The organism is Acinetobacter brisouioides (assembly GCF_004331075.1).
GTDB lineage: Bacteria > Pseudomonadota > Gammaproteobacteria > Pseudomonadales > Moraxellaceae > Acinetobacter.
This window is the reverse complement of record NZ_SJNX01000005.1, coordinates 163,584-178,543: the sequence shown is the minus strand read 5'-3', so window position 1 is coordinate 178,543 and position 14,960 is coordinate 163,584. Positions and strand designations below refer to the sequence as shown.

Annotated in this window: 11 protein-coding genes and 1 pseudogene; 7 read left to right on the top strand and 5 right to left on the bottom strand. The window is 40.8% G+C overall.

Going from position 1 to position 14,960, the window contains the following annotated elements; translation table 11 throughout:
• Positions 1-20: 20 nt before the first annotated feature.
• A complete protein-coding gene (locus E0H77_RS08450) occupies positions 21-923 on the top strand; it encodes a TIGR01777 family oxidoreductase (RefSeq protein WP_131376899.1) in 903 nt (300 codons plus the stop codon).
• Here the strand turns inward: E0H77_RS08450 and thiO are convergent, their stop codons facing one another.
• Entirely contained in the window at positions 924-2,039 is a 1,116-nt protein-coding gene (gene thiO / locus E0H77_RS08445) for a glycine oxidase ThiO (protein ID WP_131376896.1), read from the bottom strand. It lies immediately after the preceding gene.
• A gap of 29 nt (positions 2,040-2,068) precedes the next feature.
• Positions 2,069-3,082, bottom strand: coding sequence for a porphobilinogen synthase (gene hemB, locus E0H77_RS08440; RefSeq protein WP_004903190.1), 1,014 nt, complete (start codon positions 3,080-3,082; stop codon positions 2,069-2,071).
• 97 nt (positions 3,083-3,179) lie between these two features.
• Between hemB and E0H77_RS08435 the strand changes: the two genes are divergently transcribed.
• From E0H77_RS08435 to E0H77_RS08425, 3 genes are all read left to right on the top strand, one after another.
• The gene (locus E0H77_RS08435) at positions 3,180-3,677 is read left to right on the top strand and encodes a thioesterase family protein (protein ID WP_131376893.1); all 498 of its coding nucleotides are present in this window, start codon (positions 3,180-3,182) and stop codon (positions 3,675-3,677) included.
• A gap of 300 nt (positions 3,678-3,977) precedes the next feature.
• Complete coding sequence (locus tag E0H77_RS08430) at positions 3,978-5,129, top strand: HlyD family efflux transporter periplasmic adaptor subunit (protein ID WP_131376890.1); 1,152 nt, start codon at positions 3,978-3,980, stop codon at positions 5,127-5,129.
• 6 nt (positions 5,130-5,135) lie between these two features.
• Positions 5,136-6,662, top strand: a complete 1,527-nt coding sequence (locus tag E0H77_RS08425) for a DHA2 family efflux MFS transporter permease subunit (protein ID WP_131376887.1) — start codon at positions 5,136-5,138, stop codon at positions 6,660-6,662.
• Between the two features lie 544 nt (positions 6,663-7,206).
• Here the strand turns inward: E0H77_RS08425 and glpK are convergent.
• Positions 7,207-8,694 carry a glycerol kinase GlpK gene (gene glpK, locus E0H77_RS08420; protein WP_131376883.1) on the bottom strand — a complete coding sequence of 496 codons (1,488 nt, stop codon included), beginning with the start codon at positions 8,692-8,694 and terminating at the stop codon, positions 7,207-7,209.
• 134 nt (positions 8,695-8,828) lie between these two features.
• Here glpK and E0H77_RS08415 point away from each other — a divergent pair, with 134 nt between their 5' ends.
• From E0H77_RS08415 to E0H77_RS08400, 3 genes and pseudogenes are all read left to right on the top strand, one after another.
• Positions 8,829-9,698, top strand: a complete 870-nt coding sequence (locus E0H77_RS08415) for a D-hexose-6-phosphate mutarotase (protein WP_131376880.1) — start codon at positions 8,829-8,831, stop codon at positions 9,696-9,698.
• Between the two features lie 398 nt (positions 9,699-10,096).
• A pseudogene (locus E0H77_RS08410) lies at positions 10,097-10,302 on the top strand (EamA family transporter); the annotation flags it as partial.
• A gap of 751 nt (positions 10,303-11,053) precedes the next feature.
• Entirely contained in the window at positions 11,054-11,665 is a 612-nt protein-coding gene (locus E0H77_RS08400) for a DUF805 domain-containing protein (RefSeq protein WP_131376874.1), read from the top strand.
• 300 nt (positions 11,666-11,965) lie between these two features.
• Here E0H77_RS08400 and E0H77_RS08395 read toward each other — a convergent pair whose 3' ends face one another.
• Together E0H77_RS08395 and E0H77_RS08385 are read right to left on the bottom strand one after the other, a co-directional pair.
• Entirely contained in the window at positions 11,966-13,312 is a 1,347-nt protein-coding gene (locus tag E0H77_RS08395; RefSeq protein ID WP_131376872.1) for a hypothetical protein, read from the bottom strand.
• 341 nt (positions 13,313-13,653) lie between these two features.
• Positions 13,654-14,586 (bottom strand): phage/plasmid replication protein, II/X family, encoded by a 933-nt coding sequence (locus E0H77_RS08385; protein ID WP_131376868.1) that lies wholly within the window; start codon positions 14,584-14,586, stop codon positions 13,654-13,656.
• Between the last annotated feature and the right edge of the window lie 374 nt (positions 14,587-14,960).

Genomic DNA, 14,960 nt, shown 5'->3' with positions numbered 1-14,960 from the left:
AAATGAACAAAGGAAATGCTATGTCTGCTGCAACCATTCTCATTACAGGTGCTTCGGGCTTTATTGGCGGGCATTTGTTACCATATTTGTTAGAGCGTGACTATCGGGTGATTGCCCTGAGTCGTAAAAATCGAACGTCAGACCACCATAACCTGCGCTGGGTTCAGAAACTGAGTCAGGTCAATAATGAAATGATTGACTATGTGATTAATCTGGCGGGAGAAAATATTGGTCAGCAGCGCTGGAGTACAGAGCGCAAAGAGCAACTGATTTATAGTCGGGTTGAGACCACAACACAATTGTTTCAGTGGCTCAATCACCAGAAGCATCGGCCAAAACTGGTGATCTCAGGTTCAGCAGTGGGTTATTACGGGATTGATGAACAGCAACAGTGGCAAAAGATTTGTGATGAAAATACTGAACCCCAGGCCATTTTTATGTCAGAACTTTGTCAGCAGTGGGAACAGGCTGCTTTAGCATATCAAGCGCAGTACACGATTAAAATTATCCGTTTAGGCGTGGTCTTTGCCGCAGATGGTGGAATTTTGCCGCAGATGCTACAACCGATAAAAATGAAACTGGCTGGGAAAATCGGGCATGGTCGTCAGCCTGTGACATGGGTGCATATTGCCGATGTGCTGGGCGCGATTGAATTTCTGATGAATCATCAACCACAGGCACAAATTTTTAATGTGGTTGCTCCTGAACACTCAACACAACAGCAGTTTGCCGAGTGCGCTGCCCAATATTTACAGGTTCGTCCATTACTTACAGCCCCAGGCTTTGCTTTAAAATTAGCACTGGGAGAACAATCCCAACTGATTTTAAATGGACAGTTTGTCCAACCCAAAGCTTTGCTTGAAGCAGGCTATCATTTTCATTATCCAACTCTGGATTTGGCATTGCAGCAATTATTGGCGTGATTAGGCGAGGGCATTTTGTATGAGGCGCTGTGGAGAATACGCTGCTGGGTCAACCAAAGTGCTTTGTTGTAACATGAGTTGACGCAGTAGGCGCGCAGAAGCAGGCCCCATACACAAACCATTACGGAAATGTCCGAAGTTGGCCCACAGGTTGTCGACCTCTGGCATTTGCCCGATGTAAGGCACGCCGTCTGGGGAGCTTGGACGTAAGCCTGCCCATTGATCGACCAGTGGAAACTGTGCCAATTCTGGCACCATTTCAAATACAGCATCGACAATATTTTGCTGAATATGGGCTTTCGGTGTGTTGTCAAAACCAAAATCATTCATGCTTGAACCACACACAATATGTCCGTCACGCCGTGGAATCAGGTACATGACCTTGTTCATACACATGGTCGGCAACCAGTTTTCTGGTGTTTTAAACAGCGCCATTTGTCCATGTACAGGTTTGACTGGAATGCTTAAATTGAGTGGTTCAGCCCACGCTTGGCTCCAAGCACCTGTGGCAAGTACCACCTGATCGGCAGTAAATTTTTCACCTTTTTCAGTATGAATTGCGGTGACTTTTTGGTTTTGAATCTGTAATTTTTGTATCGCACAATCTTCAATAAATTTAACTTGAGGATGTTGCGCCAAGTAAGCAATTAAAGATTGTAATAAGCGCGGATTACGTACATTGGACAGGTGCGGAAAATACAAAGCCTGCTGAAACTGCTCGGACACATGTGGGTTAATCTGATGTAAGTGTTGACCCTGTAGCAGTTCAGCATATTGCATCGGTTCCTGATGACGCTGCGCATAGCTTTGCCCAATGGCAAAATCTTCAGGATCAAAAATCAGCATGCCTGTATGCTGAATCTGAAAATCAATGTGGGTGATAGGATACAACTGTTCATTGTATTCCTGATAGAGCGCCTTGCCGTATTGAGCCAGATGGTTAACCGCAGCAGGGTAGCGCCATGGATACATCGGCGACAAAATCCCGCCACCTGCCCATGATGCAGCTTTGCCTGCTTGCTGTTGATCAAAAATTGTGATGGAACAGCCGTGTTGAATCAGTTCAAAGGCTGAGAGTAAACCACTTACACCCGCCCCAATGATGGCAATCTGCATCGTGCGCTCGATCTATCTAGGAAAACGAATTATTGCATTTCTTTGAGTTTTTGCGCAGCGACATCGGCAAAGTATGTCCAGATCCCGTCTGCACCTGCACGGCGGCAGCAGAGTAATGACTCTAGAATGACATTATCACTGAGCCAGCCATTTTGAATCGCGCCTGCAAGCATGGCATATTCACCACTGACCTGATACACGAAGGTCGGGACACCAAAGGTATCTTTAACTTCACGCACTACATCGAGATATGGCAAACCTGGTTTGACAATCACCATGTCAGCACCTTCTTGCAAGTCTAGAGCAATTTCATGCAAGGCTTCAGCGCGGTTGCCGACATCCATTTGGTAGGTGTATTTGTTACCACCTTTTAAGTTGCTGGATGAACCTACGGCATCACGGAATGGGCCATAAAAACTTGAAGCGTATTTGGCAGAGTACGCCATAATATTGGTATAAATGAAGTTATTTTGTTCGAGTGCCTGACGAATCGCGCCAATTCGCCCATCCATCATGTCACTTGGTGCAATCACATCTGCACCTGCTTCGGCATGACTGAGTGCTTGTTTAATTAAGCAATCTACGGTTTCGTCATTTAACACATAACCGTTTTCATCAATAATGCCGTCCTGACCATGTGTGGTGTAGGGGTCGAGTGCGCCGTCAGTAATCAGTACCATTTCTGGTAATTCTTTTTTGAGTAAACGGCAGGTGTTTTGAACTACACCATCTTCACGCCATGCGGCTTCAGCAGTCAGACTTTTGTCTTCTTGTGGTGTAACAGGGAACAGTGCCAGTTTGGAAACCCCAAGCTCCAAGAGGCTTTCCGCTTTTTTCAACAGCAAATCAGCCGACAAGCGCTGAATGTTCGGCATACTTGGAATATCTTCACGCTGGTTTTGCCCTGGCAGTACAAATACAGGATAAATCAGGTGGTGCGGGGTAATTTGAGTCTCACTGACCATCGCTCGAAGTTGATCATTCTTACGGATACGGCGCATACGGGTGGCAGGAAATGCAGGGCGATTGAACGTATAAGTCATAACAATCTCGATGTTCAGTATTAAACTTGGGGGCTATTGTAGCCCTATAATGAGGCGTTTGTACAAGAACATATCATCATTCAAGGAATAACTCAGCATGGGTCAAACAAAAAAAACATGGACAGGGCAACTGGATATTTCATCTGAAAATCAGCTCTCTGCAATCTTGCAGCAATTGTGTGATGCCTTTAACCATTCGCCTTTTTTACAACATAATGGGATTTGCATGCGGGTGGTGGATGAGCAGATTCAAGGGCATTTGAATATGCAGCCGAATCTGATTGGTAATGTCGCTTATGAAATCTTGCATGGCGGTGTAGCAGCGACCTTGCTCGATAGCCTTGGGGGTGTGGTGGCAATGGCAGAATTATATAAGCGTGCCGATATTCAGCATCGAGAACAAGTACTTAAACAAATCGAACGTCTGGCAACACTGGATTTGAGGGTGGATTATCTGGCGCCTGGTCGTGGACAATCTTTTATTGCTCATGCAGAAGTCTTAAGAATGGGCAAAAAAAGTTGTACAATGAGAATGTCTATGCAAAATGACTGCTCAGTCACCATCGCGGTGGCAATTGCTTCTTATGCTTATTAAATAGATGAATATTGATAAATATTGATTAATATTAAAGTTTTAGATTGTATTTTTATGTGCTAGAAGCCTATTGAAATAGGGGGTTCCGCTGCACTTTGTACACGTTTTTACGAAAAAAACAATCTTGTATTTTTATAATCAAAATGTGATTTTTACCCAATATAACGAAGTAAACGATTCAAAAAATCAAGACTGGGTATAGTTCAAATACATTTCATGAGTTGTTTGGCATCGCCTGTGCGCAGCTGAAATGTATTTGAGGTGTTCTGATCACAGTTTGAGTTAATTTAGGAATATGTGATGACAGATGTCTCCAATAATACACCCGAGACCCAACCGCCAGAGTCAAATGCTGAACCAGCCATGAAAGCCAAACGCAAAAAAATGCTTGGCTTTTTGGCACTCATATTGATTATTGCAGCAGTACTTTATGCGATTTGGGCAATTTTTTTCAATAACACGGTCAATACCGACAACGCCTATGTAGGTGCGGATACGGCTGAAATCACTTCAATGGTGACAGGACAAGTCGCGCAAGTTTCGGTACAAGATACGCAACAAGTGCATAAAGGCGATATTTTAGTACAAGTCGATCAACGTGATGCCAAGATTGCACTCGCGCAGGCAGAAGCGGCGTTGGCAAAAGCCAAACGTCAATATCACCAGACTCAAGCGAACAGCAGTTCTTTAAATTCACAGATTTTTGTCAGCAGTGACAGCATTAGTAGTGCACAGGCACAGGTTGTCAAAGCGCAGGCAGATTATGACAATGCACGTCAAGAGTTAGCTCGTCGTCAGGCACTTGAGCAAACCGGTGCGATTTCTAAAGAAGAACTGACATCGTCACAAAGTGCGGCAAAAACTGCATTGGCGGCATTAAATGTGGCCAAAGCAGCCGTGTCCCAAGCCGAATCCAGCCGTAAAGCGGCGCAAAGTAACTTGGCTGCCAATGAAGCCTTGATTACAGGGGCTAGTGAAAATACCGCGCCCGATATTTTAACCGCACAAGCCCAAGTTCAACAGGCCTTGCTTGATTTGGAACGTACAGTGATTCGTGCACCTGTTGATGGTGTGGTGACGAGTCGTAATATTCAGGTAGGGCAGCGGGTTGCACCTGGCACTGTGCTCATGAGTGTCGTTCCTATTTCACAACTCTATGTTGATGCTAACTTTAAAGAAAGCCAGCTTGCCAAAGTTCGTATCGGGCAAACTGCAACACTTACGTCTGACCTATATGGGAAAGATGTGGTCTATCACGGCAAAGTCATGGGCTTTTCGGGCGGAACAGGTTCGGCATTTGCTTTGATTCCTGCGCAGAATGCGACAGGCAACTGGATTAAGGTGGTACAGCGTTTACCTGTACGTATTGCACTTGATCCGAAAGAACTGGCAGCGCATCCGTTACGTGTCGGGTTGTCGATGAATGCTGATGTCGATCTCAGTGCGAAGTAATTGCTTATGAAAAATGCCACTCCTTTTGCAGAGTTGACAGGAGGGCGATTACTGCTGGCAGCATTTGTAATCGCGCTGTCCAACTTTATGGTGGTGCTTGATACCACCATTGCCAATGTGTCAGTCACCCATATTAGCGGTGACTTGGCAATTTCAAATTCGCAAGGCACATGGGTCATTACTTCTTATGCGGTTGCTGAAGCCATCTGTGTGCCGTTAACGGGCTGGCTGGCTGGGCGTTTTGGTTCAGTACGGGTTTTTGTTGCCTGCCTGATCGGTTTTACCGTGTTTTCCTTGCTGTGTGGTTTATCCAACAGCCTTGAAATGCTGGTGTTTTGCCGAATCGGGCAGGGGCTGTTTGGTGGTCCGCTCATGCCAATTAGCCAAGCCTTACTGATGCGGATTTTCCCACCCGAAAAACATTCCCAAGCCATGGGTTTATGGGCAATGACCACCGTAGTAGGGCCGATTTTAGGGCCGATTTTAGGTGGCTGGATTAGTGACAACCTGACCTGGCACTGGATTTTCTTTATTAACCTACCTGTCGGGATTATTTGTGCGCTGGCTGCGCTTCGCGTACTCAAGCCTGCTGAAACCCCAACGACCCAATTAAAAATTGATGGCATGGGCTTGGGTCTACTGATTCTATGGATTGCCGCCTTGCAACTCATGCTCGATTTGGGGCATGACCGTGACTGGTTCAATAACGACATGATTGTAGTGCTTGGACTGGTCGCAGCGGTTGGCTTTGTGGTGTTCCTGATCTGGGAATATACTGAGCAGCACCCCGTGGTGGATATTCGGATTTTCAGGCATCGCGGTTTTTCCATCGCCGTGCTGACTTTGGCGTTTGGCTTTGCCGCGTTCTTTGGCAGTATTGTGATTATTCCACAGTGGTTGCAAACCAACATGGGCTATAACGCCACATGGGCAGGCTATCTGACTGCGATGATGGGTTTTGGTAGTTTGACTATGTCACCAATTGTGGCAAAACTTGCTAGCAAGTTTGATGAACGGCTTTTGGCATCGTTTGGTTTTGTGCTGATGAGTGGTGTGACTTTACTGCGGGCTTTTTGGAACAACGAAGCCGATTTTATGTCGCTGGCATTGCCGCAGATTATTCAGGGTTTTGCTGTACCATTCTTCTTTATTCCACTGTCCAATCTGGCATTGGGTTCAGTACAGCCTCAAGAAATTGCTTCTGCTGCGGGTTTAATGAACTTTGTGCGAACTATGGCAGGCGCACTGGGAACTTCACTGGCAGTGAGCATTTGGGATGATCATAGCAAGATTGCACGTAGTGAAATGGTATCTAATTTACATACGGAAGAAACCGTGCGATTGCTTGAAGCCAATGGCATGAACCATTCAACCATTGTGGGTACAATTGCGAATCTGGTAGAAAAAGAAGCCTTAACCATTTCGGTTAATCATGTATTTTTGATTTTTACTTTGATTTTTTTGGTTGGGGCAATTCTGATCTGGTTTAGTCCACGCGCCAAAGGGCCAGTTGGTGGTGGGCACGCGCACTAATAAAAACCAAGTTAGAGGACGTAATGCCAGTCAGTGAATAAATTGACTGGCATTTTTTAATCTTAAATGTTCTGTAATTCGTGGAAAGATCATTTGCAATGGCTTGCTGCAAAAAATTTTAAAAGCAGGGTTTTCGCAATAATTTAGTTTATTATTTTATTTAATGTGAGTTCGCTAGAAGCTTTTATTTAAGATTTTAAAAATAAATGAATTATTATAAGAGAGTCTTACCATTTTGAACCATATTTCAGGATTAACTCACCGAACCTTGCATTTCGATTGAAATATATTTCAACCTCGTTCATGTTCGACCTGAGAAGCACTGCATCGCAAGGCTTTCAGGGTGAGCAGCATCGCTGCACAAGGCAATCCATTTACATCTTCAAAATAGAGTTTGATGACGTTTATTGCAAACTCGATCAGAGATCATGATCTATTTAATATATTGAAAAACAATATTTTAAAAACTGAATCTTGACTTTAAATATGTAACTGGCATTTCTGCATATCTGATTTTTTCTACATATTTTATATCGAACTCAGGCTAATTTAAATTTGAACGCGCGCGTTGCAAGGCTCGATGCCATTGTTGTAGTTGGCTTTGGCGTTGATCTACTGAGATTTTTGGCTCAAAGCAACGATCGAGTTGCCACGACTGAGCAATTTCCCCGACATGGGAAAACACGCCAATTTTCATGCCTGCCATTGCAGCAGCGCCCCATGCAGTGGCTTCGCGCATTTTTGGACGCATGACGGGGACATTTAAAATATCTGCCTGAAATTGCATCAGCATGTCGTTTTGACAGGCACCGCCATCAACCCGTAATTCTTTTAAAGGTTGGGACAAATCAGATTGCATTGCTGTGAGGACATCGGCAACTTGAAAGGCAATCGCTTCGAGTGCTGCACGAGCAATATGGGCTTTGGTGGTGCCGCGCGACATGCCACAGAGCAGGGCACGTGCATCGCTATCCCAATACGGCGCACCCAGACCTGTAAAGGCAGGCACCAGTACCACGCCATCAGTATCTGTGACCTGACACGCCAGTTTTTCTATCTCTTGACTACTTTTAATAATGCCTAGGCCATCGCGCAGCCATTGTACAATTGCACCTGCCATAAACACGCTGCCTTCGAGTGCATAGTCGGTGTGATTGTGGCAGTTCCATGCCAGTGTAGTGAGTAGTTGGTTGTGGCTGTACTGCAATTTGTCACCTGTATTGAACAGCATAAAGCAGCCTGTGCCATAGGTGTTTTTGGCCATGCCTGCTTCAAAACAGGACTGTCCAAACAGAGCCGCCTGCTGATCTCCTAAAATCCCTGCAATCGGAATATTGCTACCGAGTAAACCTTGTGCGGTATTTGCAATATAAGCATCGGATTGGATAATTTTCGGCAAAACACTGACAGGAATGTCAAACAGTTCGAGCAGTTCTTCATCCCATGTTTGCAGGCTCAAGTTCATGAGCATGGTACGTGAAGCGTTGGTCGCTTCAATGACATGTTCTGCGCCTTGGGTCAGATTCCACACCAGCCAACTGTCAATGGTGCCAAAAGCAACATGTCCTTGCTCTGCCAGTTGGCGTAAACCATCGACATTTTCCAGTAACCACACCAGTTTTCCTGCACTAAAATACGGGTCAATCCGAAGCCCAGTCTTTTGATGGATTTTTTCGAGTAACTGTTGTTGAATTAATTGGTTACACCACGCGGCAGCACGACGGTCTTGCCAAACCAGCGCGGGTGCGAGTGGTTTACCTGTACGTTTGTCCCAAACTACGGTAGTTTCACGCTGATTGGTTACGCCTAGCGCTCGAATATCTTTGGCAAGAATCCGTGCCGAAGCCAAAGCCTGTTGTACCACGGCAATTTGAGTTGACCAGATTTCATTGGCATTTTGTTCGACCCAACCTGAGTGTGGGGTCTGAATGGAAATTTCACGTTGTGCGATGGCATGAATTTGCCCGAGTTCATCAAAAATAATCGCACGACTTGAGGTTGTTCCCTGATCGAGTGCAAGTAAGTAGCTCATTAACAAAACCATCGTACCGTATGAGGATAACAAAAATACTAGCCCAATCGTACAGGGAAAGATATGGACTTGATGTTTGCAAATCGAGACAGATCGATTAAGCTCAAAATCGCTTTCAAACCAATTGCTAGAAGATGCATACAATAAAAAAACTTGAGTTGAATCAGCAGCTCACTGATTTAGATATTCTCGAAATTGACAGCCCATCCTGTAGTGCTTGCATTGCCTTGCAGGGAGCGCAAATTTTGCAGTATCAGCCTAAACATCGGGCTACACCATTACTGTGGTTGTCCCAAGTCAATACAGGGCAGTTGGGTAAAGCGTTGCGTGGCGGAATTCCGCTATGTTTCCCATGGTTTGGCGCGCATCCGCAAGGACTACAGCCTGCGCACGGTTTTGCACGTAACCAGATTTGGGAATTGCAAAACGTGAGTTATGACGAAGCTCAAGCCATTCATCATGTTGATTTTATTTTACAGGACTCACCTGAAACTCGGAAAATTTGGTCGCATGCCTTTCGTTTGAAATTGCGAATTTCCTGCGGAAGATCTTTAAATCTGGACTTGCACGTTGAAAATATCGGGTCGCAAGCCTTTGAGTTTAGTTTTGCATGGCATAGTTATTTTCAGATCAATCAGATTCGGCAGACTGAAATTCATGGTTTGCAAAATGCTGAATTTATAGATCAATTACAAAATAATCACCACTTTTTGGAAACAGATGCGGTGACTTTTCAACAGGAAATGGATCGGATTTACCCGAAAGCATCAGGTTATTATCAAATTGTACAAGCACATGCTGAACCAATTCAGATTGCGGCACCCAGCTGTGCCAGTGTGGTGATCTGGAATCCGTGGCAAGACAAAGCTGAACGCCTGGGTGATATTGCCGAGGGAGATTGGCAGCATTTTGTCTGCGTAGAATGTGGGCAGATTGCCAGTGAAACCGTACGGTTGGCAGCAGGTTCAGAAGTGCATTACCAGCTAAAAATTACAGATCTATAAATAGAGAAAAGCTCACCGGTAAAAGTGAGCTTTGGCATGAATTTTTTGCGCTGAATTCATGTGAGACGAGGTGTTAAAAAACACTCAAGTGGCGCGATTATAAAAGTCTCTTTCAATGAAGAAAACTCTATTTGTATGACACACTATCCTATTTTTTGATCTATTTTGGGTATTTTTTAGACAAAAAACTTTGGGTTCGAGTTTTTAAAATATCAATAATTTATATTTTATTGAAAAATAAAATAATAGTGTTTGCTTCATGCGATGAGAGAAAGAAATACCAAAGCAATTCTTCTTTACCTGAGAATAACGGCATAGTGCTTAAATAAATTTATGAACTATACAATCAAGCATTCTATCTGACGTTGATACAAGCTGGTCGTATTCATACGGCGGATATGACCCTGATTCCAATGTTTCTGGGTTATTTGCGGTTTGGTTATGGTTTAAAAACTGTCCCAGCCAGTCAGGCAGTGGCATTGACCTTATTTGAGTCATTTGAGGCGGCAATTTTTTCCATGGCTTTGGTTGGGGAGCATTTAGTTAGTTGCAATTGGTTGGGTTAAAGCTGATTTTTAGCTGTCTTATAGTTGGAAAATGTTGATCTATAAGTGGATAGTTCTCTCATAGGTCAACATCCTGATGAAAGTTAAAATGATCCAAGGGGATCGCTTTCATAAATTTTGTTGGCAATTGTAGTCACACATTTCATATAGAGAAATGGAAAAATCATTAGAACTAAAAAAGCGATAAAGCTGTGTTCATAGTGATCTTTTAAAAATAAAACTGTACTGATGTTTAAGACAATCATACTGACCAAGCCTATTTTCAAAAAAGTATCTTGGGTTTTCGGGAAAATTTTTTTCATAGCAGATGACCATCTAGAAAACGTTGGCGATAATTAAAGCAAATTTCTAAGAACTTTTAATCAAGAAAATGTAACCTAATGCAAACAAAAAAAGAAAAATTTGAAAAAAATAGTAATTTTAAATGCTGATTTTTTACCATAGATAAACAATATTTTAAGATTATTTATTTGTTTTATATGAGATATTTTTCTAACTTTATCATTATTCTAAAAGCTGATAAGCATTGTCTAAACTGATTTATATAAAATCGAATATTTTTACGTTTGCTGCGTGATTGGTTGAAAAGTCATACATTGATACAGTAAATTGATGAAATTCGTTTGTGATCAGAGAACATTCAAACCCAACCAAAAAGAAAAAGGCTGACAATCTTGTAACATACTGTTTTAAATGGATTGGATAGAAAAACTATATATTTTATATATTTGTTTGTGTACATACTCACTTAACTAACTATAACTATTTGAATAGACAGAGAGCATAAATATGAAGGGTACGTTGCTAGATTTTAGCATTCAATATAATGAAGGCATAATTAACGGTGAGGATAACAAACGCTACAGTTTTATTGGTGCAGAATGGAAAGAACAGATTGCCCCTATTCGTGGGCAGCAGGTTGATTTTTTGGTCAATGAACTTGGTCAGGCAGTCGGTGTTTATTTGGCAGCCCTTGGAACGCCATTTCAACAGCCACCTGTATTTCAGGAAAGTAATGCACAGTTACAAGAAGAACAAAATTATGGTTTTTTTGATTGGGCAATGAAATGTCTAAAAAATTATACCAATTTTTCAGGTCGTGCTCGACGTAAGGAATATTGGTATTTTTATCTGTTCCAGATTTTATCGGGTTTTATTTTAGCTCTGATTTTGGCGAGTATTGGGCTTAGTGAAGGCCAAGTGAATATTTTTACAGGACTTTTAAACTTATTTTTCTTTTTGCCAGCGCTTGCCGTTGGGGTGCGCCGTTTGCACGATGTTCACCGTTCTGGCTGGTGGATGTTGATCGCTTTTACCATTATTGGTTTGATTCCACTGTTTATCTGGATGGTAAGTGAAACCAAACCTGAGCGCAATCAATGGGGAAGTCCTGCGAAATAAAGATTCTTTAGAAATAGAAATTTATAAGCTGAAAACTTACAGATACACGCTGGGATACACGGCGATGTACATTATATAAAGTTATATTCAGTTATACGCAGGCAAAAAAAAGGCTTAAACCCTTTAGATTTAAGCCTTTCTAACTTATACATCGTCATATTACGGCATATAAATTTAAGTATATGGGATGGCGTCAATTGAATTGAAATTTCAAATTATTGAAATAAATCAATTTATTTTTATTTAAAAAATCTACCATACAAAATACCATACAGATCCTATATTGCCTATTCACTCAATCTACTTATTTTCCAACTCTAAAACCATTGTTGATTCTTCCCAACCTAATTTGGCTAAATCTTGATACTTACCACTATAGCCAATTTTTAATAACAGTAATAAATTAAAAAGGTTTTGGACTTTATAGAAATCATCTAAATATTTTTGAATTTCTAGCATATCATCGTTTAAGTTATCTGCATGAGCTGCCTTATTCCGTAGGGAAACCCAAGCCTCTATCAACTCTTTATCAATTTTTCCTAATTTGAAAAGCTCATATAATGCATTTTTTGTGTTAGATGAATTAATTTGCCCAAGAGTTGACATAATCCTATTTTTTATTCGTTCTTTTAAATCAAGTTTTTTAATCAAATCTCTGGCTTCTTTTGCTTGAAGAATGATTTCATCATCTGGTAAACCAAATTCTTTATAATAATTTTTTACTACTCCTTCTATTGCTACACAAAGAGCAAGAGCTGTATTTTCTAAACTACCTTGCCATGCTCGATTAACCTTATGCCAATACCCAAAGAATATGTCATACTCTTTATGAAATGAAATTAAATACTTATATAAGAAATCTTGAAAATTTGGTAAATCCCATGGAGATTGATGCTTTAGTAGAGAAACGAGAGGTTTATTAGATAAACTGTTAGGAATACTATTAATATTTAAAATCTTATGATTGTTGCTATGTAATATTGAAAGTAATACAGGACATAATTTACCAGTTATGATACTCAATGCTTCTAAGAATCTCTCTTGGTAACTAAAGTCAATTTCTCCCAACGGATCTTCAATATTAATAAACAAACAATTTTTATTGTCTTTTATTTCAATATTTTTACCATCAATACTGAACTGGCATGTATTTAGTGCTTTTCCACCACCAATTGTGTCTTCCCATTTGTTCAAAGGAATTTTAAAATTTCCAGAAATAACAAAAAACAGGAAACTAGCTTTTTGATCAATTGTACTTGTTATATCAGTTACACATTTCAAATTCTTTATATAACTATTAACAACCTTTCCTGTAGCTGGAATTGAAAAATTATTCGACACTTGAATATCTGTTGCTGTCCAAATATTCCCAGAAATATCTAACGCTTCCATACTAAAAAAAGCATCTTTCCCAATTATTTTACCTGATATACTGTTACCAAAAGTAGGCATAATCTCTTTAGAGATATCATTAAATGCATGGTAAAGCTTTACATAAAAGTTACCGTCAGACTTTTGAGTTAATGAACCAGCACCCTTATATATGATAGGATTACTCTCAGTTTGCTGTGTAAGCTCAATCATTATACAATCAATTTCAAATTCATTTGAAAGCAGAGCATCTAACTTTTTATTATCAATATTCATATACCCACCAATTAAATCTATTTTCATCTATTATATTTAAAAGTAAAATAAAAAAACCAAGGCAACTTACGCTACCTTGGTCTCTATAAAACATCAACTATACCGAGCTTGTTTCTTCTCTTCCCACCACTCCACTAACTCCCTATGATCAAAGTAAACGGCTGCCTGTCTGGTTGTACCTTCCTTGATTGGTCGTGGAAATGTTGGATCATCACTAACCATCTTGTGTAGCTTATCTCGTTGAACTGACAGTAGGTGACAGGTTTCTTTAAGTGTTAGTCGTAATTTTTGCATAGCGTTTTATCCTCCTTAATATTGTTTATTAGTTTTTACGATGTCGATTAATTCAAATGAACGCCGTACTTCCTGACCAAATCAGCTTTCATTTTGCTGATGGTATTGGGGCTGTAACAATCCACTACAGTGCCAGCTTCTACACATGATAGAAACTTCACATACCGACTAGGCATATCAGGTAAAGCCACTGGTTCAGGCAATCGTAATTTCTTGTGAGCATCATCAATCAATTTAATTACTGTTGCTGCATCCCATTTGTCACCAGTCAGCAAATCCCATTCGCTTAACTGTCTCCACTTCAAACGCATCTCACATCGAATCATTAAATCGGCTAAAGCTTGTAACTCCACTGTGATATGTTTCTGATGCTTGCGATTGACGATAACTTCCGTGCCTTTATGGTAATACTTGAGTAGCCATCTTTTACTGGTTTTACCAAAGTAAACGCCGTTATTCTCAATATCTTTTTTACGGTACGGATAGCTGCTATTGTGCTTCAATCGCTCAAGATACCTAAGTGCTTCCTGCTTATCTTGGAACAATAATGCCTTATTAATGTCAACTATACTGACTTTAAAAAGCCCCTGTTTAATAGCTTCTAATTGCTCTTGTGTTGGCGTTACAGTCGTATGTTGAGCTGCTAAAGCCACTACCACATCAAACACCAAACCAACTAAATCTGTGCTTCCTGTGACGTTCTGACCGTACAACCATTTATAAAAATTGCCTTCGATCTGTAATGCACTTTCAGATAATGATTTAATTTTTAGCTGGCTGCTGTAGCTACCTCTAACCCAAATAGGTCGAAATGACTGCATTTGATCTTCTGTATCGTAGCCACCTTCTGAGCGTCGAATATCAACTCGAATACCATCATTAAGTGAGTGTTGATCATGGTCGATATATACCACAACTTTTAACCAATCTACTGAGTATAAAGTTCCTTCTGTTGCTAATGTTGTTGAAACTAAAGTCATATTTTTACATTTTCTCCTTTTAAAAAGACAAAAAATCCCATGCAAAAACCATTATTGATTTTTGAGGATTAGTTGAAGTTAAGTTTTGGGGTGATTAAAGCGGATTTTGGTTTTGTTCGGATTCTTCTTGTCGAATCAATTTATTCCAAAATGTGATGTTAATATATTACACAATGTTCGCTTCGAAAGTATTGCTGAGTCTATATGAACTGCAACTCGATTGCAATACAAATGATAATTGTTTTCAATATATTGTTAAAAGAGGTGTTCTTGCTGTTATTTTGATCATAATTTGAACTGTATCAACCTTGATACATAAGGATTTCTTATCCAAAAAATTAACGGCGTTATTATAGTGAAGGGGAATAGGTATG